General features: G+C 54.1%; 18 protein-coding genes. 6 read left to right on the top strand and 12 right to left on the bottom strand.

What is annotated here, in order from left to right; all coding sequences use genetic code 11:
- The first annotated feature begins 17 nt into the window (after positions 1-17).
- Entirely contained in the window at positions 18-983 is a 966-nt protein-coding gene (locus AC8GE9_RS15990) for a Bug family tripartite tricarboxylate transporter substrate binding protein (protein WP_506678164.1), read from the top strand.
- 27 nt (positions 984-1,010) lie between these two features.
- Here AC8GE9_RS15990 and AC8GE9_RS15985 read toward each other — a convergent pair whose 3' ends face one another.
- The 7 genes from AC8GE9_RS15985 to AC8GE9_RS15955 all read right to left on the bottom strand — a co-directional run bounded on the left by AC8GE9_RS15985 (position 1,011) and on the right by AC8GE9_RS15955 (position 8,015).
- Complete coding sequence (locus AC8GE9_RS15985; RefSeq protein WP_506678163.1) at positions 1,011-2,015, bottom strand: ABC transporter ATP-binding protein; 1,005 nt, start codon at positions 2,013-2,015, stop codon at positions 1,011-1,013.
- Positions 2,012-2,986, bottom strand: coding sequence for an ABC transporter ATP-binding protein (locus AC8GE9_RS15980; protein WP_506678162.1), 975 nt, complete (start codon positions 2,984-2,986; stop codon positions 2,012-2,014). The genes AC8GE9_RS15985 and AC8GE9_RS15980 overlap by 4 nt, the downstream gene beginning before the upstream one ends.
- Positions 2,987-2,994: 8 nt before the next feature.
- Positions 2,995-3,909: an ABC transporter permease gene (locus AC8GE9_RS15975; protein WP_506678161.1), complete on the bottom strand. Its 915-nt coding sequence runs from the start codon at positions 3,907-3,909 to the stop codon at positions 2,995-2,997.
- On the bottom strand, positions 3,909-4,898 hold the full coding sequence (locus AC8GE9_RS15970) for an ABC transporter permease (RefSeq protein ID WP_506678160.1): 990 nt from the start codon (positions 4,896-4,898) through the stop codon (positions 3,909-3,911). Before AC8GE9_RS15970 ends, AC8GE9_RS15975 begins: the two co-directional genes overlap by 1 nt.
- 54 nt (positions 4,899-4,952) lie before the next feature.
- The gene (locus AC8GE9_RS15965; RefSeq protein WP_506678159.1) at positions 4,953-6,524 is read right to left on the bottom strand and encodes an ABC transporter substrate-binding protein; all 1,572 of its coding nucleotides are present in this window, start codon (positions 6,522-6,524) and stop codon (positions 4,953-4,955) included.
- A gap of 128 nt (positions 6,525-6,652) precedes the next feature.
- Positions 6,653-7,708, bottom strand: coding sequence for a cyclase family protein (locus AC8GE9_RS15960; RefSeq protein ID WP_506678158.1), 1,056 nt, complete (start codon positions 7,706-7,708; stop codon positions 6,653-6,655).
- 175 nt (positions 7,709-7,883) lie between these two features.
- Complete coding sequence (locus tag AC8GE9_RS15955) at positions 7,884-8,015, bottom strand: hypothetical protein (protein ID WP_259662067.1); 132 nt, start codon at positions 8,013-8,015, stop codon at positions 7,884-7,886.
- Between the two features lie 102 nt (positions 8,016-8,117).
- On the opposite strand from AC8GE9_RS15955, the gene uvrA reads away from it, so the two are divergent.
- The 3 genes from uvrA to AC8GE9_RS15940 are packed head-to-tail and all read left to right on the top strand — an operon-like array spanning position 8,118 to position 15,549.
- Positions 8,118-13,736: an excinuclease ABC subunit UvrA gene (gene uvrA, locus AC8GE9_RS15950; protein WP_506678157.1), complete on the top strand. Its 5,619-nt coding sequence runs from the start codon at positions 8,118-8,120 to the stop codon at positions 13,734-13,736.
- The gene (locus AC8GE9_RS15945; RefSeq protein ID WP_506678156.1) at positions 13,733-14,863 is read left to right on the top strand and encodes an aminodeoxychorismate synthase component I; all 1,131 of its coding nucleotides are present in this window, start codon (positions 13,733-13,735) and stop codon (positions 14,861-14,863) included. The genes uvrA and AC8GE9_RS15945 overlap by 4 nt, the downstream gene beginning before the upstream one ends.
- A complete protein-coding gene (locus tag AC8GE9_RS15940) occupies positions 14,863-15,549 on the top strand; it encodes an aminotransferase class IV family protein (RefSeq protein WP_506678155.1) in 687 nt (228 codons plus the stop codon). Before AC8GE9_RS15945 ends, AC8GE9_RS15940 begins: the two co-directional genes overlap by 1 nt.
- Here AC8GE9_RS15940 and AC8GE9_RS15935 read toward each other — a convergent pair.
- The 5 genes from AC8GE9_RS15935 to AC8GE9_RS15915 all read right to left on the bottom strand — a co-directional run bounded on the left by AC8GE9_RS15935 (position 15,520) and on the right by AC8GE9_RS15915 (position 20,424).
- Positions 15,520-16,509, bottom strand: a complete 990-nt coding sequence (locus AC8GE9_RS15935; RefSeq protein WP_506678154.1) for a tripartite tricarboxylate transporter substrate binding protein — start codon at positions 16,507-16,509, stop codon at positions 15,520-15,522. The two genes, AC8GE9_RS15940 and AC8GE9_RS15935, sit on opposite strands and share 30 nt — an antisense overlap.
- Positions 16,510-16,547: 38 nt before the next feature.
- A complete protein-coding gene (locus tag AC8GE9_RS15930) occupies positions 16,548-17,573 on the bottom strand; it encodes a hydroxyacid dehydrogenase (RefSeq protein ID WP_506678153.1) in 1,026 nt (341 codons plus the stop codon).
- A gap of 106 nt (positions 17,574-17,679) precedes the next feature.
- Positions 17,680-18,351, bottom strand: a complete 672-nt coding sequence (locus AC8GE9_RS15925; protein WP_506678152.1) for an RraA family protein — start codon at positions 18,349-18,351, stop codon at positions 17,680-17,682.
- 46 nt (positions 18,352-18,397) lie between these two features.
- Positions 18,398-19,567: an alpha-hydroxy acid oxidase gene (locus AC8GE9_RS15920; protein WP_506678151.1), complete on the bottom strand. Its 1,170-nt coding sequence runs from the start codon at positions 19,565-19,567 to the stop codon at positions 18,398-18,400.
- Between the two features lie 5 nt (positions 19,568-19,572).
- Positions 19,573-20,424, bottom strand: coding sequence for a tRNA threonylcarbamoyladenosine dehydratase (locus AC8GE9_RS15915; protein ID WP_506678273.1), 852 nt, complete (start codon positions 20,422-20,424; stop codon positions 19,573-19,575).
- Between the two features lie 109 nt (positions 20,425-20,533).
- On the opposite strand from AC8GE9_RS15915, the gene AC8GE9_RS15910 reads away from it, so the two are divergent.
- Together AC8GE9_RS15910 and AC8GE9_RS15905 are read left to right on the top strand one after the other, a co-directional pair.
- Complete coding sequence (locus AC8GE9_RS15910; RefSeq protein WP_506678272.1) at positions 20,534-21,748, top strand: MFS transporter; 1,215 nt, start codon at positions 20,534-20,536, stop codon at positions 21,746-21,748.
- Positions 21,745-22,386: a gamma-glutamylcyclotransferase gene (locus AC8GE9_RS15905; protein WP_506678150.1), complete on the top strand. Its 642-nt coding sequence runs from the start codon at positions 21,745-21,747 to the stop codon at positions 22,384-22,386. The genes AC8GE9_RS15910 and AC8GE9_RS15905 overlap by 4 nt, the downstream gene beginning before the upstream one ends.
- Positions 22,387-22,403: the final 17 nt, after the last annotated feature.

The raw sequence follows: 22,403 nt of genomic DNA, 5'->3' as shown, positions 1-22,403 counted from the left end.
GCTCTCTGGAGGTAGACATGAAAATAATGACCCACATCGTATTGGCACTCGGCATGAGCTTTGGCGCCAGTGGCTTGGCACTCGCTCAGGACTGGCCCTCAAAACCCATCAAACTGATTTCGCCTTTCCCGGCGGGTGGCTCAAACGACATTGCGACGCGCGTGATCGGCGAACATCTCGCAACTAGACTCAAACAGCCCGTGATCGTGGAAAACAGACCAGGCGCAAACACGCGTATCGCTTCCGCACAAATCGCCAAAGCCGATCCGGATGGCTATAACTTGCTGATGGCTGCAGCCCCACATACGACCAACCCTGCGTTGTTTGGACAGCTGCAATATGACACGATCAAAGACTTCACACCGATCGTTCAGGTCGTGCGTGCACCTCTTTTCTTGTTGGTCCCTGCAGCCTCGCCCATCAAAACAACAAAGCAACTACTCGAGCTTACCGCCAAACCTGAGGCCGTCAATGTTTCAAGCCCAGGCAACGGAACCGGCCCGCATTTAGCCATCGAGTTGTTTAACTATCTGGCCAAATCAAATATGACGCATGTCCCCTACAAGGGTGATGCGCCAGCAGTGACGGATCTCGTCGGTGGTCAACTGACCGCTGGCGTTCACCCCATCGTCGCACCTCTGCCCTTTATCAAAAACGACAGGTTGCGGGCAATTGCCGTGTTTGGTTCACAGCGCTCGGACTTGCTACCTGATGTGCCCTCGCTCGGTGAGCAAGGATTCAAGGATACGGATGTCTACACGTGGTTTGGCTTGATCGGTCCCGCAAAACTGCCCGCCAACATCGTCAATCGCCTGAACAAGGAGATCAACGAAATCCTCGCGCAACCTGAGGTGAAGCAACGTTTTGTTTCGATCGGCATGGAAACTGTTGGCGGTACGCCAAAGCAGTTTGAGCAATTTGTGGAAACCGATATCAAGAAATGGAACGAGCTCGTCAAGGTACGTAACATCAAGGCGAACTAATGATCCAAACAGGCTTGGTCGAGGCCCCTAAACCTGCATCGGCCAACCTTCTGCAACCCCGTGGCAGGCGATTTCCACGCCCTTAAAGTTTTGTGTCACGGGCGCCTCGATCTTGCAGCGTTCGCGCACAAACGGACAACGTGGATGAAAGGTACAACCTGAGGGTGGATTCAGCGGATTGGGCACTTCGCCTGCGACAGGCGTGCGCTTGCGTCCCTGCCCGGTCATATCAGGAATAGCGGAAAGCAGCATCCTTGTATAGGGATGCTGCGGATTAGCAAACAGCGTATTCCGATCCGCAATCTCAACGATACGACCAAGATACATCACGCCCACACGATCGGCGACATGGTGCACCACGGCCAGGTTGTGTGAAATAAACAGATAGGTCAGACCGAGATTTCTCTGCAAGTCTTTCATGATGTTGAGCACTTGCGCCTGAACCGAAACGTCGAGTGCAGACGTCGGCTCATCACAAACTAGAAACTCAGGGTTGACCGCCAAGGCCCGGGCAATGGAGATACGCTGCCTTTGCCCGCCGGAAAACTGATGGGGGAAGCGGGATTTATCAGAGGGATGCAAACCCACCTGGGTCAACAACACATCGACACGGTCATCACGCTCTTGCTCCGTCATATCGGTATGCGCCAACATCGGCTCGGCGATGATCCGCCCAACGCGCCAGCGAGGATTCAGACTGGCATAGGGATCCTGGAAAATCATCTGCAGACGCTTGCGCAAAGCCAGGCCTGAGCGGCCTTGCATGTTCGAGATCGGCTGACCATCAAAGGTGATAGTCCCACGCGTAAGCGGATAAAGTCCGACCAACATGCGAGCAATCGTAGACTTGCCGCAGCCAGACTCGCCCACCAAGGCCAATGTCTCACCCTTGCGAATACTAAAGGATACGCCGTCGACTGCTCGGAGGATACTGCGAGGTTTACGCGATAGCACGCGCTCGAGCCACGGTGCTGAGACATCAAACCATCTCGCGGCGTCGTGAACTTCAACTAAAGGGCGCTCGGTGCTCATGACGCCTCCTTGGATTCATGCAACCAACAGGCTGCCTGCGAGGTGCCGACCTGAATGATTTCGGGACGTTCTACGCGGCAGCGTTCCATCACCTGGGGACAACGAGGATTAAACGCACAGCCCGGAGGAATCGCAGTCAGTCTTGGCATCGTGCCGTCGATCTGAACCAAACGCTCGACATGATGATGAATCGAAGGAATCGAACCCATCAGACCAACGGAGTAAGGATGACGTGGCGAGTGGATCACGTCGCGCACCTTGCCGATTTCGGCGACGCGTCCCGCATACATCACGACTACGCGGTCAGCCGTTTCAGCGATGACACCCATGTCATGCGTAATCAACATCACGGCGGCGCCTTGTTCGCGACACATCTTTTTAAGCAATTCAATAATCTGCGCCTGGATGGAAACATCCAATGCGGTGGTGGGCTCATCGGCCACGATTAATTTTGGTTGAGCCGCAAGTGCCAAAGCGATCACCACGCGCTGCCGCATGCCACCTGAAAACTGGTGAGGATAATGATCGATACGTTCGCGCGCGGCGGGAATGCCCGTCGACTCCAGCAGCTCAATGGCACGCTGACGCGCTTGCGACCAAGTCATTGGCAGATGCGTCACGATCGTCTCTGCAATCTGGTGACCCACGGTGTAGAGCGGATTAAGAGAGGTCAGCGGATCTTGAAAAATCGCACCAATCTCTCGACCTCGGATTTTGCGCATCTGATCGTCTGAAAGATTGTCGATACGACGTCCTTCGAGCAGGATCTCTCCATTTGAAATACGACCTGGAGGCTCGAGCAAACCAATGATGGCGGCACCTGTCAGGGACTTGCCTGCGCCCGACTCACCCACCACGCCTACGATCTCGCCCGCCGCAATCGAAAAGGACACATCGTTTAAAGCTTTCAAGGTCCCTCGGCGTGTCGGGAACTCGACGCTGAGGTTTTTAATTTCTAAAATATTTGACATGTCTGCCCTCAACTCAAACGGGGATTCAGGGCATCACGCAGCCAATCCCCAAGCAGGTTGACAGACAGCACCAACAATACAAGTGCCGCACCCGGAAAAATAGTGATCCACCACTCTCCGGAAAACAAGAAGTCATTACCTACGCGGATCAGCGTTCCTAGCGAAGGGGACGTTGGCGGCACACCCACGCCTAAAAAGGACAATGTCGCTTCGGTAATGATCGCGGTGGCTAGATGGACCGTCGCCAATACGAGGACTGGACCGAGCACATTGGGCAGTACGTGACGAAACATAATGACGGGTGATGAAATACCAATCACACGTGCTGCTTGGACATATTCTCTATTTTTTTCAACAAGCGTCGAACCCCGAACAGTACGTGCATATTGTGGCCAGCCGGCGAGTGCGATGGCCCCTACCAGCACCGGAAACGCGATCACCTCATGCATATCGCCTGGCACGACCGCACGCGCCACACCATCGATTAAAAGGGCAATCAAAATGGCTGGGAACGACAACTGCACATCGGCCACGCGCATAATCAAGGCATCAATGCGTCCACCGGCGTAGCCGGAAATCAAGCCAAGCACGACCCCCAGCAGCATGGCACCGGCCACCGCAGCCAAACCGATCAACAAAGACACCTTGGTCCCGTACATCAGAGCGGAGAGCAGATCGCGGCCTTGGCTATCGGTGCCTAGTAAATATTGGGTCGTACCATCATCCGCCCAAACAGGCGGCTTCAGTGCATCGAGCAACTCGATGGTCGCCAAATCAAAAGGATTATGGGGTGCAATCCAGTCCGCACCAAAGGCGGCAATCAACATGACCAGCAGCGTCAAGGTCGCGACAATCGCGACAGGCGTGTGTCGCCAGGACCACGCAAGATCACCATCCCAAAATTTAGAGAGCGCGGCGCGCATCAGTGGCCCCCTCCTGATTTACCAAGACCGACGCGCAGTCTTGGATCCACCGCGAAATACAGTAAATCAACGATCAGATTGATCAGCACAAAAATAAAAGAAATCAGACAGAGGTAAGCGGCCATCACTGGGATGTCCGCAAACTGAACCGCTTGAATAAAGAGTAAACCCATGCCTGGCCACTGAAACACGGTCTCTGTGACAATCGCAAACGCGATAATGCCGCCAAGCTGCAAACCCATAATGGTGATGACAGGGACGAGTGTATTTTTAAGGGCATGACCAAAATGAATCGCACGCTTGGTCAAGCCACGCGCACGTGCGAACTTGATGTAATCCGCACGCAAGACCTCGAGCATCTCAGAGCGCACCAGACGCAAGACCAAGGCGACTTGAAAGAGAGACAAAGTCACGGCAGGCAGGATCAAATGCTTCCAACCACTCGTTGTCAGTAAACCGGTGGACCACCAGCCCAGCTTGACGGTGTCACCCCGACCGTAACTAGGCAACCAACCTAGATGAACGGAGAACACCAGGATCAATAAGATCCCGATGAGGAATGTGGGAAGCGAAACGCCCAAGAGCGAAAAAGCCAAAAAGGCTTGAGAGAGTTTTCCGTTACGCTTGAGCGCCGTGTACACGCCGAGCGGCACGCCGATCACGAGCGCAATCAAGGCAGCGGCGATTGACAACTCCAGAGTAGCGGGAAGTCGATCGCGCAAAAGTGAGGAAACTTTTTGCCCTTGCCGCAGTGACAAACCAAAATCACCCTGAACGGCATTGGCGAGGAAATGATAGAACTGTACGATGATCGGATCATTGAGTCCGAGATCTCGGCGTAATTGCTCACGCTCGGCAGGGGTACCCTCCTGACCCAACATGATCATGACGGGATCGCCAACATACTGAAACAAAATAAAAGCCAACAGCGCGACAGTCAGCATCACGCCTACGGCCTGAAGCAACCGGCGAATAATAAAAGCGAACATGCATTCTCACAAAGATGCGAGCCTCCACACGGAGACTCGCTTTAGAAACATCGATTAATCGATGCGCACCCACTCGATGACAGGACGATTGTCCGGACGGTGGGTCACTTTGACATTTTTCTTCATAGCCCAGGGGATGATCTGGTCATGCAAAGGGATGGTGCCAAATTCTTTGGCGTGGATAGTCAGTGCTTCCTGAATCATGGCGGTGCGCTTGGCATCGTCAGTCTCAGTTTTAATGGTGTCAATCAAGGCGTCGACTTTAGGGTTTGAGTAACCGCCGTAGTTAAACGCACCCGCAGCACCCGTACCCTTGGATTGGATCAGCGACTCAAGTGTGTAATAGGCATCAAAGGTTGGCACCCCCCAGCCGAACAGGTAAATACTCGTATCGCCGTTCGCCACTTTCGGGAAGAAGGTCGCGCGAGGCATGGCGTTGAGTTTGGTTTTCACGCCAATCTTGGCCCACATCGCCACGACCGCCTGGCAAATCGCTTCGTCATTGATGTAGCGGTTGTTCGGGCAATCGATGGTGAATTCGAGGTTATTATCGTAACCCGCTGCTTTGAGCAACTCTCGCGACTTGACGGGATCATAAGGCACACGCTTGCCTAGGGCTTCTGAATAACCATTGACCTGTGGTGCAATCATGGCGCCAGTCGGCAAAGACATGCCGCGCATCACGGACTTTTTGATCGCCTCAATGTCGATGGCACGATAAAGCGCCTCGCGCACACGTACATCCGCGAGTGGGTTTTTACCCTTGATGTTGCTGTACTTCAGTTCAGGATTTTTTACATCCATCGCGATGTAGATGGTGCGGTGTTCGTTACCATCCAACACGTTGACTTGTTTACGCAAGCGGTCCAAATCCTGGGCTGGCGGATCAAGCACGAAATCGACTTCGCCAGAAAGCAGCGCAGCCGTGCGGGTCGCATTCTGTTTAATCGGGGTGTAGACGATCTCTGTCACGTTACCTGTTTTGGTCGGTTTGCCCCACCAGTTAGGATTTTCAACATAAACCGTTTTGATATCGACTTCTCGCGACTTGAGCTGAAAAGGGCCGGTGCCCATGGCATTGCGTGCGGCGAAGCTTTCTTCTTTTTTATTGAAATCCTGAGGCAATACGACATTGTTCTTTTCAGCCCAGGCTTTACTCATGATGCCCAGAGAAGGCAACTGACGCAGCAAAACAGGATTGGGACCTCCGGTGATGACATCCACGGTCAAGGGGTCTACGGCCTTGACATCTGTGATACCCGCCACATAGGACTTGAACTGCGAGGAAGGTGCCATGGCGCGCTTGAGCGAGAACACAACGTCATCGGCCGTAAACGGTGTGCCGTCCTGGAACTTTACATCTGGACGCAACTTGAAACGCATCGTGGTGGGATTGAGACGCTCCCACGAGGTTGCCAGCGAAGGCACCACTTCGTATTTTTCGTTGTACTTGACCAGTGGGTCATACACCCACAAGTTGGCGGCGATGTTCAGGCCTTCGTTTTGTGAGTGAGGATCCAGTGTCAGGATATCGCCCTGGCTGGTCCATTTAAATGTTTTGGCAAAGCCCAAGCCGGGCAATAGCATCGCGGCTGAAAGGGCCGCAGCGATCAGAGTACGGCGCATGGCACGCTCCTGTATGAGTGAAATAACTTGACCATATTGCCCCACTCGCCATGACTGCGTCAACCATAAGCTTATTCAAGCTTTCACCAAACTGACAGCATCGCGGATGAGGGATTTTTGATTGACGTTTAAACCGTGGCGACTGCCGTGGCAGGCGAACCCACAGCGCCGGGCAAACGCAGTGGTGGCGCGGTCAACAAGAAACGACTACGCCCATTTTTACGCAGCCATTGCGCCAAAGGCGTGAGATAAAACATCTCACCCAGATGCACACCTAACTTGAACAAGCAATGTTCATGCAACGGCAGCGTCGCGCAGCAACCGATGTGGCTGGTTGCCGGATAGGTTTCAACCGCGTAGTTATCCGCCATCAAGACCACCAATTGGCTGTCGGTGATCCACTTGAGGAGTTTTTGATCGCGTCCGTCTAAGGCTGCGCAACTGTTTTCAAGCGTGTGCAGATCAGGATTGCCCTTCATGTCCATCAGCAGTTGTGCAAAACCTGTATGCAAGCACACCATGTCGCCGGGCTCGACGACGACTTTGTCTTGCTCCATCACGCGCATCAGAGTGTCGTAACCAATGATTTCACGCTTGTTACCAAAGTGGGCGTGGAAGTCGATCATCACGCCACGTCCTTGTACGCAGGACTCGGCCATATTTTGAATGCCGAGCGCCATCGCGTTGGAGGTGGATTTGTTTTCACCCGGTCCAGGCACGCCCGCATCCTTGCCGTCCGTCGGTCCAATAATGTGCTCCCCCGCCCGGTAGCCGTTGTAATAGACGGACTCAGGGATCCCATCGCCATTGGCATCAAATCTGGAGCCCACGTGAGCCAAACTATCCCATTGAGTTGAGTATTGGAGGTGCATCACGACCAAATCGTCGCTGATCACGTCTGTTTGCTGGTCGTTATCGCGAAACAACCCGTAGTTCATATTGGGGCGATCACCACGCAAGGTGGGGCGGATGACAGGCGGAAAACGTCGTGGATTCAATAAGTTACCGCCGGGGAGGTCCAGTGGCAGGCTCAAACAGAAAGGCTGAAACTCTTTGACCTCGGCAATACCCTGTTTGAGCTTTGCAGAGGTCAGCAAATTGATGCGACCACGCTGGTCATCCTCACCAAAATCACCCCAGGTAGAGCCCTCTGGGCGATTAACCCAACGTTTATTCCCACTCATAGCTGATCTCCAGGTTTTATTATTAAATTAAACGATCGTGGACTGTCTTGGTTCGTTTGAACGGTTTTACCGTAAAAAGACGCAAAAACTTGGCAGAAAAAAGTAAAAGGGCTGCAAACCATAAAGTTTGCAGCCCCATACTTCATTCTACGTTCTTTGTCAGAATGCCAAAAACTCAGGCTTTCTTGACTTTTTCCAGCATTTTGAACACGCCTTTCGGTGCGTTGACGAACAGGCGCTTGAAGGCCTTGCCCAAGCAACGGCGCTCAAGAGTGTTGCGGCGGGTGCGTTTTGTTTCTGAAGCCATAGCAATTCTCCGGTATTTAGCTGCGTATATTACCCTATATCCGGCCAGAATATTCATCTGGTTTTCCACGCAGCCTTCAGGCTGGCATTCTATGATTACAGCATGAACCCAACTATTCGCATTACTGGCGCACGCCAGAACAATCTGAAAAACCTCGATTTGACCCTTAATACGGGCGAATTGACGGTCGTCACGGGCGTGAGCGGCTCAGGTAAAAGCTCTCTGGCGTTTGACACACTCTATGCCGAGGGTCAGCGACGCTATGTCGAGACCTTTTCGCCCTACGCGCGTCAATTTCTGGATCGCATGGATAAACCGGTTGTCGATCGCATCGAAGGCATTTTGCCTGCCATCGCCATTGATCAAACCAACCCTGTGCGCAGCTCGCGCAGTACGGTCGGCACTATGACAGAGCTCAATGACCATCTCAAGCTGCTCTTTGCTCGGGGCGCGCAGCTCATGTGCCGCGGCTGTGGACAGGCGGTCTGTCGTGACAGCACCGCGTCTATTTTTGCCGCCGTCAAAGAACGTTCTGAACAAGCGGGCGATCCCAGGTTGGTGGTGACTTTTCCGGTTCAAGTGCCACTGAACTTTACCGAGGAAGAGGTCCTTGGATTTTTAGAGCAGCAAGGCTATACGCGTGTTCATGCGGATGAAAGCCCGCAGCAATCAGGCGCAGTCTCGAGCGCGGCGGTCGCGGCGCCTGCCAAGGCCTCTAAAAAGAAATCTGCGACCTTGTCGCCGTTGCTGCGCACACTGCGCGTCGTGCAGGATCGGTTTCGCTTTTCTAGCGCAGAGCCCTCACGCGTCATGGAGGCCTTTGATATTGCCCTCAAGATGGGTAATGGCCTGATGTCAGTCCATGCGGTTGACCAAGAGGGTACGGATACGGCTGTCTGGAAATTCAGTGACAAGCTGCACTGCGCAGATTGCAATATCAGTTATAGCAATGCCCTGCCGAGTACGTTTTCGTTTAACTCGCCACTTGGTGCCTGTGAGGCTTGCCGTGGCTTTGGCCGCGTGATCGGCATTGATTTTGGCTTGGTGATTCCAGACGAAAACAAGACGCTTGAGGGCGGCGCGATCAAGCCCTGGCAGACGCCGAGCTACAAAGAATGTCAGGTCGAAATGGAAAAGTACGCCAAGCGTGCCAACGTTTCGATCAATACGCCTTGGAAATATCTGCCACCCGAACATCAGGAGTGGGTGCTACATGGCGACCCGCTCTGGAAAGGTGGCAGTCAGGCTTGGAAAAATCAATGGTACGGCGTGCAGCGTTTTTTTGACTGGCTCGAAACTAAGTCTTACAAAATGCATGTGCGGGTCTTGTTGTCCAAGTACCGCAGCTATACGCCCTGCCCGACTTGCAAAGGCGCGCGCCTCAAGCCCGATGCTTTGCTGTGGCGCATCGAGGGCAAGTCGATTCAGGATTTGATGTTGTCGCCAATCGTTCATCTACGCGCATTCGCTGATCAACTGACCTTTCCGGGTGCGATGGATGCGGCCATGGATCTCGTGCTGACCGAGGTACGTGCGCGTCTCAAGTTTTTATGCGATGTGGGTTTGGGGTATCTGACGCTAGACCGACAAAGTCGCACGCTTTCAGGGGGCGAGGTACAGCGGATCAATTTAACGACTGCCCTTGGCACATCGCTGGTGAACACCTTGTTTGTTTTAGACGAGCCCTCAATTGGTTTGCATCCCCGCGACATCCACCGTGTGGTTGAGGTGATGCATCGACTGCGTGACGCAGGCAATACCCTCGTCGTCGTCGAACACGATCCTCAGGTCATGATCGCCGCCGATCGTGTGATCGATGTCGGCCCCGGTCCAGGAGAGCGCGGTGGTCAAATCGTGTTTGATGGCACGCCCGCTGCACTCAAAGACGCCAACACACTGACGGGCAAATATATGGGCGGTCGACTCAAGGTCGAAGCCCCACGTCCGATGCCCGTCGCGGCGAACACACCCAGACTCATTCTTGAGGGCGTGACTGCGAACAACCTCAAAAACATCTCGATCGAAATTCCTTTAGGACGTCTGGTGTGTGTGACGGGTGTCTCAGGGTCAGGCAAATCGACGCTCATTCAAGACGTGTTGTACCCGGGCCTGCTCAAGATCATGGGCAAGCCGACCGAAGCACCCGGTGCGTTTGATCGACTGTTAGGGGCGGAGCAACTTGCTGATGTTGTAATGGTCAATCAGGCGCAAATCGGCAAGACTGCACGCTCCAATCCCGCAAGCTATGTGGGCGCGTTTGATCCGATCCGCAAACTCTTTGCGCAAGCCCCGGTGGCGCGCGAACGTGGCTATACGGCGGGGACCTTTAGCTTTAACAGCGGCGATGGTCGTTGTCCGACCTGTGGTGGCACAGGGTTTGAACACGTCGAGATGCAGTTTTTATCGGACATCTATATCCGCTGTCCGGATTGCGATGGCAAGCGCTTCCGACCCGAGGTCCGCGAAGTCCAAATCGAACACCTCGGACGACGCGCTTCGATTGATGCGGTACTCGACATGACAGTGTCAGAGGCTTTGGAGTTTTTCAAAGGCTTGCGCGATGTGCAGCTGGGTCTCGCACCTCTTGCCGATGTCGGCCTGGAGTACGTCAAGCTGGGTCAGCCTGTTCCAACGTTGTCGGGTGGTGAAGCGCAACGTCTGAAGTTAGCGGGACACCTCGCCGAGGCGGCACGTAGTGGGATTTCCACTGCCAAGGTCGCTAAAAAGGGGAGTTTATTTTTATTTGACGAACCCACCACAGGCTTGCACTTTGATGATGTCGCGCGGCTGATGCGCGCGTTTCGTAAGCTGTTGGGCGCGGGACATACGTTACTCATTATCGAGCACAACCTCGATGTGATTCGTGCCGCGGATTGGGTACTCGACTTGGGTCCAGAGGGTGGCGATGGCGGCGGTGAACTGGTGGCCGTGGGCAGCCCAGAAACCGTGATGGTGAATCCGCGCTCACACACGGGTGCGGCGCTACGTGAGTATGCCGTGGCCATGACGCCGGATGCGATTGGCTCGAGTGCGTCAGGTTTGCCCGCAAGTGAAATCAGCGCAACGAGTGGTCGACCCCTTCAAAGCGTGTTGAAAGAACGCCGTCGCGCCCACAGCATCGATATTTTGCATGCGCGGGAGCACAACCTCAAAAATATCAATGTCAGCATTCCGCACGATAAGTTCACCGTCATCACGGGCGTGTCGGGCTCGGGTAAATCGACATTAGCATTTGATATTTTGTTTAACGAGGGTCAGCGCCGCTACCTCGAGTCCTTGAACGCCTACGCGCGCGCGATCGTGCAGCCTGCCGGCAAGCCCGACGTAGATGCAATCTTTGGCATTCCACCCACCGTAGCCATCGAGCAGCGCACCAGCCGCGGGGGTCGTAAATCGACCGTCGCGACGATGACGGAGATCCACCATTTCTTGCGCCTGATGTATATGAAGCTCGGCACACAAATGTGCCCGACTTGTCAGGTCAGCGTAGAGCCTCAGAGCGCGGATCAAATTGTCGCGCGCATCATGCGTGACCACAAAGGCGAGCGCATCGGGCTGATGGCACCTCTGGTCACGGCGAGAAAAGGTTTCTATACCGATCTGGCTAAATGGGCCTCGGGCAAAGGTTTTACGCATCTGCGCGTCGACAATGTATTTATCGGCACCGCAAAATGGCCACGTCTGGATCGTTTTAAAGAGCACACCATTGAGTTACCGGTTGCCGATTTAATTGTCAGTACCAAAGACGAAGCGGCTTTACGTGAAGCGGTCCGCAGCGCACTCGAATACGGCCAAGGGGTGATGAGTGTGCTCTGGCCTCTGGGTAAACTCGAAACCGATATGTCAGCGCCGCTTGAACAAACGCATTTTTCTGTCAAGCGTGCCTGTCCGAGCTGCGGCACCAGCTTTCCAGAGCCCGATCCACGGATGTTCTCTTATAACTCCAAACACGGCTGGTGTCAGGGATGTTTTGGAACAGGCCTGCAATTGCAGGGTTTCGATGGTGAACAGACCGGTGAAGAGAACGCGTGGAATGCTTCGTATGAGGGTGAGACGCAAACCTGCACGAGCTGTCATGGCGCACGCCTCAATCCAATCGCGCGCGCAGTACTATGGCGCGATAAATCCATCGCTGAGCTGGCAGGCATGCCCGTCTCCGATGCGCACACCTTTTTTACGGGCCTCGTCCTGCGTGGTCGGGATGCAGAGATTGCGCGTGATATTTTGAGTGAGATCCGTGGCCGTCTGCAATTTATGCAAGAAGTCGGCTTGGGCTATCTAGCCCTCGATCGTGCCGCACCGACCCTATCTGGCGGCGAAGCACAGCGCATTCGTCTCGCTGCGCAATTAGGTTCAAACATGCAAGGCGTCTGTTATGTACTGGATGAGCCCACGATTGGCTTGCATCCGCGCGACAATCGCATCCTGCTTGGCGCACTTTCCAGACTGGAGAAAAATGGCAATACGCTGGTGGTGGTGGAGCACGATGACGAAACGATTCGTCGGGCTGAGCACATTATCGATATTGGTCCAGGTGCAGGGGTGCGTGGCGGGCGCGTGGTCGCACAAGGCACGCTGCAAGACCTCATGGATGCGCCAGAGTCGACCACAGGACATTACTTGCGTCACCCCTTAGCGCATCCACTACAGCCTCGACGTCCGATTGCAAAAGATACGCCGATGATCACGGTCAAGGGTGCGACGTTGCACAATTTGCGTGGTGTCACCGCACATTTTCCGATTGGTCGTCTCAGCGTCGTGACCGGTGTGTCCGGTTCTGGTAAGTCCACACTTGCGCGTGAGGTGTTGCTGGACAATCTTTCTGCCGCAATTGCGGCGCGCGGTGCACAACCCTGGTTTGGTTGTGCAGACATTACCGGCTGGGATGCCTTGGATCGCGTGCTCGAAGTGGATCAAACACCGATTGGTAAAACGCCACGCTCGTGTCCCGCAACCTATATCGGTTTTTGGGACGATGTCCGCAAACAGTTTGCTGAAACCAACGAAGCCCGCATTCGCGGCTGGGGTGCTGGCCGCTTCTCCTTTAATACCGGCGATGGTCGTTGTCCGCTGTGCGAAGGTCAAGGCATGCGCACGTTGGAGATGAGCTTTCTGCCTGACGTCAAAGTACCCTGTGATGCGTGCAATGGCGCGCGTTTCAATACCGACACCTTGGGTGTCAGGATGCGTGAGAAACACGCGGGGGACGTACTCTCCATGGAAGTCGATGACGCGATCGGATATTTTGCGGCGCATCCACGCATCAAACACCCTTTACAGTTAATGCAAGATGTGGGACTGGGTTACCTGACACTGGGACAGCCCTCCCCCACGCTTTCTGGTGGTGAAGCGCAACGTATCAAGCTCGTGACCGAGCTCGCCAAAGCTCGAATGACCGAGGGTGTGATCACGACCGGACGGGCCTCTCGTCTGCCGCATACCCTTTATGTCTTGGATGAACCCACGGTCGGGCTGTCGATGGCCGATGTGGAAAAACTGATTCGTGTCTTGCACCGCCTGGTTGAGGCTGGAAACACTGTTGTGGTGATCGAACACAATCTAGACATCATTGCCGAAGCTGATTGGCTGTTGGATTTAGGTCCGGAAGGTGGTTCGGGCGGCGGACAACTCGTCATCGAAGGCACTCCCGAGAAAGTGGTCGCCGCGCGTCACAAGTCGCATACCGGTCAAGTGCTTCACGAGTTTATGAATCGCTCATGAATGAATGTCGTTTCGAAGATCGTTTGACGCAGCGCGCACGGGTGCTGACACGGACATGCGGACGCATTGTGGCGTATTCGCCCGAGGAGCTGCCTGCAGCGTTCGCCCAGATCGAAAAAGCGCGTCGTGCCGGACGCTGGGTCGCTTTGCTACTTGAGTACGAATTGGGAGAGTGGCTAGAGCCGGCGCTCGCAAAGTCATCAAACACTCAAAACACTCAACCAAGACTGACTGCACTCATGTTTGAGCAGATGCACGAAGAGCGGCCCTGGTCTATGGACGTGGGATGTACAAGCGATACGCCAGCTTCTATTATGTCGGTCACTCCGGGCCTCCCCAAGGAGCGCTACCTCGCGCGTATTGAGCAGATCCAAGAATGGATTGCGCAAGGCGAGGTCTACCAGGTGAACGCGACCTTTCCTTTGCGCGTCAAAACAGAAGGCGATCCGGCGCAACTGTATCGCCAAATTGCCACTCGCCATCCAGTGGCGCATGCAGCCTATATCGAAGACGTGGGTCGAGCGGTCCTTTCTTTTTCACCTGAGCTTTTTTTACAACGCTCAGGCAACACTCTGATGACGCGTCCGATGAAAGGCACTGCGCCTCGTTCTGCTGACCCTGAAACGGATCGAAAACTCGGCGAGGCCTTGCACGCCAGCGAAAAAAATCGTGCTGAAAATCTGATGATTGTGGATTTATTAAGAAACGATCTTGGACGACTTGCGCGCCCTGGAAGTGTTCGGGCTGAGCCCTTGTTCTCCTTGGAAAAATATCCCTCCCTCTGGACCATGACCTCGACGCTACATGCTGACATCGCACCCGAGACCTCGTTGGAAGAGATTTTAAAAGCCCTGTTTCCCTGCGGCTCTGTCACGGGCGCACCGAAAATCGCCGCGATGAAACGGATTCAACAAACTGAACCAGAACCGCGCGGCCTTTACTGTGGCAGCTTGGGTTGGCTCGCGCCAAACGGCGACTTTTCACTGAATGTCGCGATTCGTACTCTTGTATTGGAGGATGACGGTCAAGGTCGCTATGATGTCGGTGCAGGCATCGTCTACGACTCCAACCCAGAGCAAGAATGGGACGAATGCCATTGGAAAGCTCGGATTCTAAGCACAGATTAATGACGCAAGACTCTCAACCCAGTTTGATTGAAACGATGAAGGCAGACGCGGCGGACATGATCGCGCTGCTGCCCTATCATTTACGACGTTTAAAGCAATCCGCTCGAGCGCTGGGGTATCGCTATCCTGGCGACGACGCAGTGATCACGGCAATCAAAGCGGCTTTAGACCAAACAAGCACTGCCACAATCATGCCCTCTGGCACACGCCTGCGACTCTTGCTGAGTCCTCTCGGCCAACTCGTGATTCAAACCGCACCCTTGCCTGCTTTGCAAGGGGTGCCGTGGATCGCGCTCACGCAACTGAGACTCGAAAGTGCTGAGCCCTTGTTGCAGCACAAAACTACGCATCGACCATGGTATGAGGCCGCCACGCAGTGGCTGGCGCAACACCCTGATTATTTTGATTTGATTTTTTTAAATGAAAAAGGCGAGCTTTGCGAAGGTAGTCGCTCGAACATTTACGTCTTGAAAAACGGAGTATGGCTGACACCACCGCTCGCGTCTGGACTTTTGGGTGGTGTGCTACGCACGCAATTATTAGATACACATCAAGTCGAGGAGGCGATACTCACTCCCTCGGATCTCACCGCCGGCAAGGCCTCGATCAGATTATCGAACGCCTTGCGCGGCTGGTTTGACGTACAAATTAGCCCCTCAATCCTTCCAGGGTGCTTCCTTCCATAACTGACGCAATTGCTTGTCAATGCTTTCTAACTCAGCGCCATACTCCTTGGGCGCGAGATAGCGAATCGGTGCGTACAATTCGCCTGCCTTTTTGATGTACTCAGGATCGGCGGCAGCTTTGGCAACCGCAGAAACTAGCTTTTCACGAATATCGGCAGGCAAACCTTTGGGAGCCGCCATGCCTCGCAATGAGGCGCTCTCAATGTTATATCCCTGCTCTGCGAACGTAGAAACGTCAGGCGCCAATACGGTGCGCTTGGCCGACATTTGACCGATCATTTTGATTTGAGATCCACCCTTGATATAGGCGAGTGCCTCACCAACGTTGATCGCAGCCACCATGACTTGACCACCGACCACTGCTGCACGCGTTTCACCAGAGCCTTTGTATGGAATATGTGTCATTTTGACGCCCGCCGAACGCTCAAAAAGGAGCATCGCGAGGTGATCATCGGAACCAACGCCAGTTGTGCCAACGGTGACTTTGCCGGGATTGGCTTTAGCGAAGGCGGCAAGCTCCTTGAGGTTGTTAATCGGGGAGGAGGTGTTTAAAGCGAAAGCACCTGGATCATCGATCAGGTTACCAATCAGGTCAAAGCTCTGCCAGGTGTAATTGGAAGGACGCTCGATCGGGATCGACAACATATTAGGTGTATTGACAAAGCCAATGGTGTAACCATCTGGTGTGGCCCTGGCGATCTCAGTAAAACCAATACCACCGCCCGCACCCGGACGATTAGTCACAATGATGCGTGCATTATTGCCTAGATTTTTTTCAATGTAAGGCGCAATCAAACGCGCAATCAAATCTGTGCCTCCACCTGGCGCGAAGGCGATGATCATCGTGATCGGTTTGGAGGGATACTGCTGCGCCGCCGCCGAACCAGACCAAGCCGCTGCAGCAAGCACAGCAACGCAACTCAGACGACCCAATTTATTGAAGACTTTTTTCATACTCATTCTCCTCGGTTTATGACTGTTGTACTGTTTAAGTGTTGTTAGCCAAACATCTTTTTGTATCTTTCCAAAAACACTGGAAATACTTCAGGGTTGACCAAGCGCGGCGGACGTTCTCCACGCAGGATCACTTCGATTTGAGCTGCCCCCATGGCTGCAGCATTGCCACGCGCCTCATGTTTGACGCCAGCAGTGTGATAGGTGGCCGTGACATTAGGAAGACTCAGAAGAGGATTGTCAGGCGCAGGGGGCTCAACGGACCAAACATCCAGACCCGCGCCCGAAAGATGCTTGTCCCGCAGGGCTTCATAGAGGGCTTGCTCATCGTGAATGCCACCACGTGCGGTGGCAATGAACACAGCGCCTTTTTTCATGGCGCGGAACTCTTTGGCACCAATCCAGTTTAGGGTCTCAGGGGTTCGAGGGCAATGGACCGTCACCACGTCGGAACGCGCCAAAAGATCCTCGAAACTCACAGGCGTCGCACCACGTCGCTTGATTTCCTCATCAGACAAATAGGGGTCATAACCCAACACGGTCATGTCAAAACCTTTTGCCAACTCCGCCATGCGTGTGCCGATATTGCCCACACCTACGATGCCGATCGTCGAGCCCCGAATATCATTGCCCATGAGATCTTCACGCGTGGTGTAAGCATTGGCGCGCATGACACGATCGGACTCCGTGATCCGGTGCTTGACGGAAAGCAACATTCCCATGGCGTGTTCGGCCACAGAGTTAGCATTGCAACCAGACTGGTTGACGACCAACACGCCATGACGATTGCACGCCTCGACATCGACCGGATCGTACCCCGCGCCCGAAGTGGATGCGCACAATAAATGAGGCATCTTGCTGAGCAAAGCCTCGTCGACCCACCACTTTGAGGGCACCTCGTCTCTCGCTGCGCAGACATGGTAGATGTGCGCTTCTTTAAAAAGCGCAAGCGTCTTTTGCTCGTCATCCGAGTACTGACACACGGACACATCTATGTCCTTGAGGCCACTCATGTGCCGATCAAACGCTGGGTTCAGCCAAAAATCAAACCGCACAACCTTTTTATTCATTGTCTCCGTCCAATAATGGACTGCCCACCGGAGTGGGCAGTGTGACTGATTTTTATTGATTCAGCGCATACTGTGTATCAGGGTATGCGCTTATAGCGGTGAAGCATTACTTGAGAATGCCTTTTGCGCGCAGGGACTGATCGACCCAGCTGCGATCCAAGGTACCTTTAGCGATTTTGACAAAAATCTCTTTTTCTTTCTTTTCAATATCAGCCACGAGTTTTGCCAACTGCTCAGCCATTTCTGGGCGAATCGCAAACACGCCGTCCTGATCACCCACAATGATGTCACCGGGGTGAACGACCATACCGTCCACACATACCGTCACATTGATCTCTCCTGGACCTTCTTTGTAAGGGCCGCGATGCGAAATGGAGCGTGCGAAGACTGGAAATTTACCTTTACTCAAGGCATCAAAGTCACGAATAGGACCGTCAATCACGAAACCAGCAATCTTGCGGCTTTCGGCCAAGGTGGACATGATTTCACCGATGATGGCGTTGCGCTGGAGACCTCCCGCGTCGACCACGATCACATCGCCAGGCGCAGCCATATCAATCGCCTTGTGCACCATCAGGTTATCGCCAGGCGCTGTTTTGACCGTAAAGGCGCGACCCAGAATGCGGCCTCCTTTATGGATCGGACGCAGATCAACCGTTCCATTGGTGCGGCTCACGGCATCACTGATGTTTGCCACGGCGAATTTAGCGAATTTCTTCAGCGTGGCGTTGCTGACGGTGTGCTTGTGTGTGTTGACTGCGAATCCTAGGTCTGCCATGTTGACTCCGTTTAAAAAAATAAAGAGTGTGAAAAAAAATAAAAGCTTAGCGCTTACCGACGTGAATGAGCGAAGCCGGGCTGAGTTCATTCAGTCGGTTGATACCCATCATCGCCATGTTGCGTGAAATCTCTTGCGACAGCAAGGAAATCGCATGATCTACCCCTGCTGGGCCACCCACCGCGGCAGCATAGTTAAACGGTCGGCCCAAAAACACACAACGTGCACCAAGCGCAAGGGCTTTTAAAACGTCCGTCCCACGCCGCACACCGCTGTCAAGCATCACAGGGCCATCTTTAAACTGATCTAGAATCTGCGGCAACATCCGCAGGGGTGGTACCACGCCATCAAGCTGACGGCCGCCATGGTTGGAAACAATCACGCCATCCATGCCGTATTGTCGCGCGAGCGCAGCATCCCCGGGATGCAAAATCCCTTTGATCACCATCGGACCCTTCCAGCGAGCTCGAATCTCCCGCACATGATCCCAATTGAGATGGCCACGCGATGAAAAATCACGCAACACATTTTTAGACATGATGGGAGCGCCGCGGGTCGCAAAGGAGTTTTCGAAATGCGGCATACCGTGACGCATCAACGTTTTTAAAAAGGTGCCAAACAACCACCTCGGATGCGTGATCCCCTCCCAAGCTAAACGCACACTGGGCCTGAGCGGTGTCGAAAACCCTGAACGAACATTGTTTTCGCGGTTCGATGCTGACGGCGTATCCACCGTGATCACCAAGGTTTTAAAACCAGCCGTCGCGACGCGATCGATTAAGGGCGCAATCTGCTCAACCTTGCCGGGCAAATAGGCTTGGAACCACGTATCTGGCGCGACGGCGATCAGCTCTTCCATCCGGATCAGCGAAGAACCGCTCATAATCATTGGAATATCCGCACGCTTTGCGGCTTCGGCGAGAACGACATCGCCCCGATACGCTGACATCGCGGTAATGCCCATCGGTGCCATGCCAAAGGGTGCTTGGTATTGCTTTCCAAAAATCTCGACGGTTTGGGAACGCTGTGAAATATCGACCAAAATACGGGAAACAAACTCATATTCGGCAAAGACATCACGGTTCGCGCGCAGCGAGTAGCAGTCCTCGCAGGCGCCTGCAACATAACCAAAAATAGGTTTCGGCAAGCGTTTTTCCGCAGCCCTCTCAAAATCCGCTAAAGACAAAATCTTGGATAAAGCACGTGTCTGAGTCATGGTTGTTATTTTGATTGTGTGTAAATAATCTTGTTGACGGCCTCCGCTGCCGCCGCAAGTCCCATCGATGCCGTGACAGTAACGCTTGAGCCGTACCCAGCGCAAGAGAGGCCTTGCAATCCAGCCTTTGTGGTCACCTCAGAGGCTTGCCAGGCCTCAGGCAAAATCGTTGGCTGATCGAGCCACAACACCCGCACACCCATTTTAGGAGTGCGCTTGCGTGACTTGCCCGCTTGGGTAGCGGCCCGGGCAAAGCCATGTTGCTTTCTCAAGACATTGCGCAACCTGGCGAGAAGAGCGTCATGGGTGGCCTCGGACAAATCTCCCACGCGCAGGGCAAGCACATTCGTTTTACCTCCTGCGCCCCCGCAAACGATGAGCGATTGAGCTCTCGCCCGGGCCTGAAGCGCCATCACTACCTTGGCGCTCATTTGATCGGTGCAATCAATGACGACACTGAGGGTTTCGGGCAGAACTTCATGGACATTTTCAGGCGTTAAAAAATCGTCCACCAGGGTGACTTGGCATTCTGGGTGAATCCCTTGAATCCGAGCCGCCATCGCTTCGACCTTGGACTGCCCAAGTGTCTCCGAGAGGGCATGCACCTGTCGATTGATATTGGATTCGGTAATGTGATCGAGGTCAATCAAGGTCAAGGCTCCGATCCCGTGGCGAGCCAAAGCTTCGGCTGCCCAGGAACCCACCCCGCCGATACCGACGACGGCCACATGTGCTTGACGCAACGCAACATACGCTTCCAAGCCAAACAAGCGAGCGAGTCCACCGAAGCGGCGTTCTGCCTCGCTGGTGTCATCGATACGAACATTCGACTGAACTTCTGCCTGAACGCCGTGCATTGAGTATCCTGTGGTCTGCTGAATGATGCATTTTTGCATGATCCAGAAAAAAACTGGCATTCTCTCTCGACAAGAGTCCGCCAGAGGAACACAATTTGAATCTAACACCGTGAGCATGTCGTCCCCATCCACCCCATCTTCTGCCAAATCGTCCGCCATCGCCGGACCGATTGCCCTATGCCTGCTCCTCTTGTTGATCCATATGGCGATCTCCGGTGGTCGCGTGGCGGTGTCTCTCACTGCGCTTGAGCTCAAACGCTCGACCTTCGAGGTCGGTATCCTCATCGCAGTCTTTGCCCTCTTGCCGATGCTGCTTTCGATCAAAGCTGGTCGCATGCTTGATCAGATTGGCCCTTGGCGCCCGATGAGAGCGAGCGCCTTTGTGGTGATTGTTGGCACCATTCTGCCTTGGGTCTGGCAGGACTTCGTTGCCCTAGTTATTGCCGCGGCCTGTGTCGGTATCGGTCACATGATTTTTCAACTCGCCATACAGCGGCAAATGGGCTTGAGCGCCGGAGAAGAGCGGCTCCGCAATTTTTCCTGGCTATCCCTCTCCATGGCCACCTCTGGTCTGCTCGGACCCTTGCTAGCGGGAATGTCGATTGACTATCTTGGTTACCGCGCCGTGTTCGCCTTACTGGCGATTTCTCCAGTGATCTGTGTGTTTGGTCTGTATCGCGTCCGCAATTATCTTAAGACCTCCCATACGCCCCCCACCGCCGTCAGCGAAAAGAAACAAAGCGTCACTGACCTGATCTCGAGTCCAAAGCTTCGTCGTGTCTATACGGCCAACATGTTGCTCTCCAGCGCCTGGGACACGCACATGTTCGTTGTACCGATTTTCGGTGTGATGGTAGGACTTTCAGCCACCACAATCGGTCTGATTTTGGCCTCTTTCGCGGCCGCCACGATTGTGATACGGCTAGCCTTGCCCTTGCTGCAACATCGCGTTCGCCCCTGGCAACTCATCCATTTTGCGTTACTGGCAACGGGTCTAAACTTTGTGCTGTATCCATTTTTCGAGCAAGTCTGGATTTTGATGACCTTGTCTTTTATTTTAGGCCTCGGACTCGGTTCAACGCAGCCTAGTGTTTTGACTCTTTTGCAACAGAATGCCCCTGCCGGACGTGCAGGAGAGGCCTTTGGACTGCGCATGGCCTTGATTAATGGCTGTCAGGTCACACTACCACTTGCCTTCGGTGCTCTAGGCGCCGTGATCGGGGTCATGCCACTGTTCTGGCTGACCGCCGTTGGACTCGGCGCTGGCCGTTGGTTCACCCGCCATGCAGAGACAGCAAAAAAGGCTGAAGGTGACTCGTCATGAGCGCATCCTCACATATCCCTGTTGCCCCGCCTCTCAACACGTTTACCCGCTGGCCCGAAGAGCGTCTAAAAACATCGCGCGAAGCCGCACTCAAAGATTGGTGCGGTATTCAGGACGTTTGGGTGTTTGGCTATGGCTCACTCATCTGGAAACCCGAGTTCGACTTTATCGAGCAGCGGCCCGCTTTGCTCCCCGGTCATCATCGTGCGCTGTGCCTCTGGTCTCGTATCAATCGTGGTACGCCTGAGTTACCCGGCCTGGTGTTTGGGCTGGAGGTTGGCGGTAAATGCAATGGCATGACTTTTCGCGTCGCTGCCGACCAAGTTTTTCCGATCTTTGAAACACTTTGGCGTAGGGAAATGTCGACGGGTGCCTACCACCCAAGCTGGATTGATTGCCAAACGCCCCAGGGTGCTGTCAAGGCGCTCGCTTTTGTGATTGATCGTACAGGCCCGGCCTATGTGCCCGAGCCTTCCGATGACGCTCTGATCGAGATTATCTTGAGAGCCTCTGGCATTTACGGTTCTTGCCTTGAATATGTCACGCAAACAGCCGATGCGCTTGAGGTTGCGGGTATTCACGATGCGAGGCTGAAAGCGCTCGTGACACGACTCAAAGAGAGACTTCATCAACGCTAGCCAAAATGGTATCACTC

Source organism: Zwartia lucis, assembly GCF_965234455.1.
Classification (GTDB): domain Bacteria; phylum Pseudomonadota; class Gammaproteobacteria; order Burkholderiales; family Burkholderiaceae_B; genus Zwartia; species Zwartia lucis.
The sequence above is the reverse complement of the archived record's forward strand: the minus strand, read 5'-3'. Positions and strand labels throughout refer to the sequence as shown.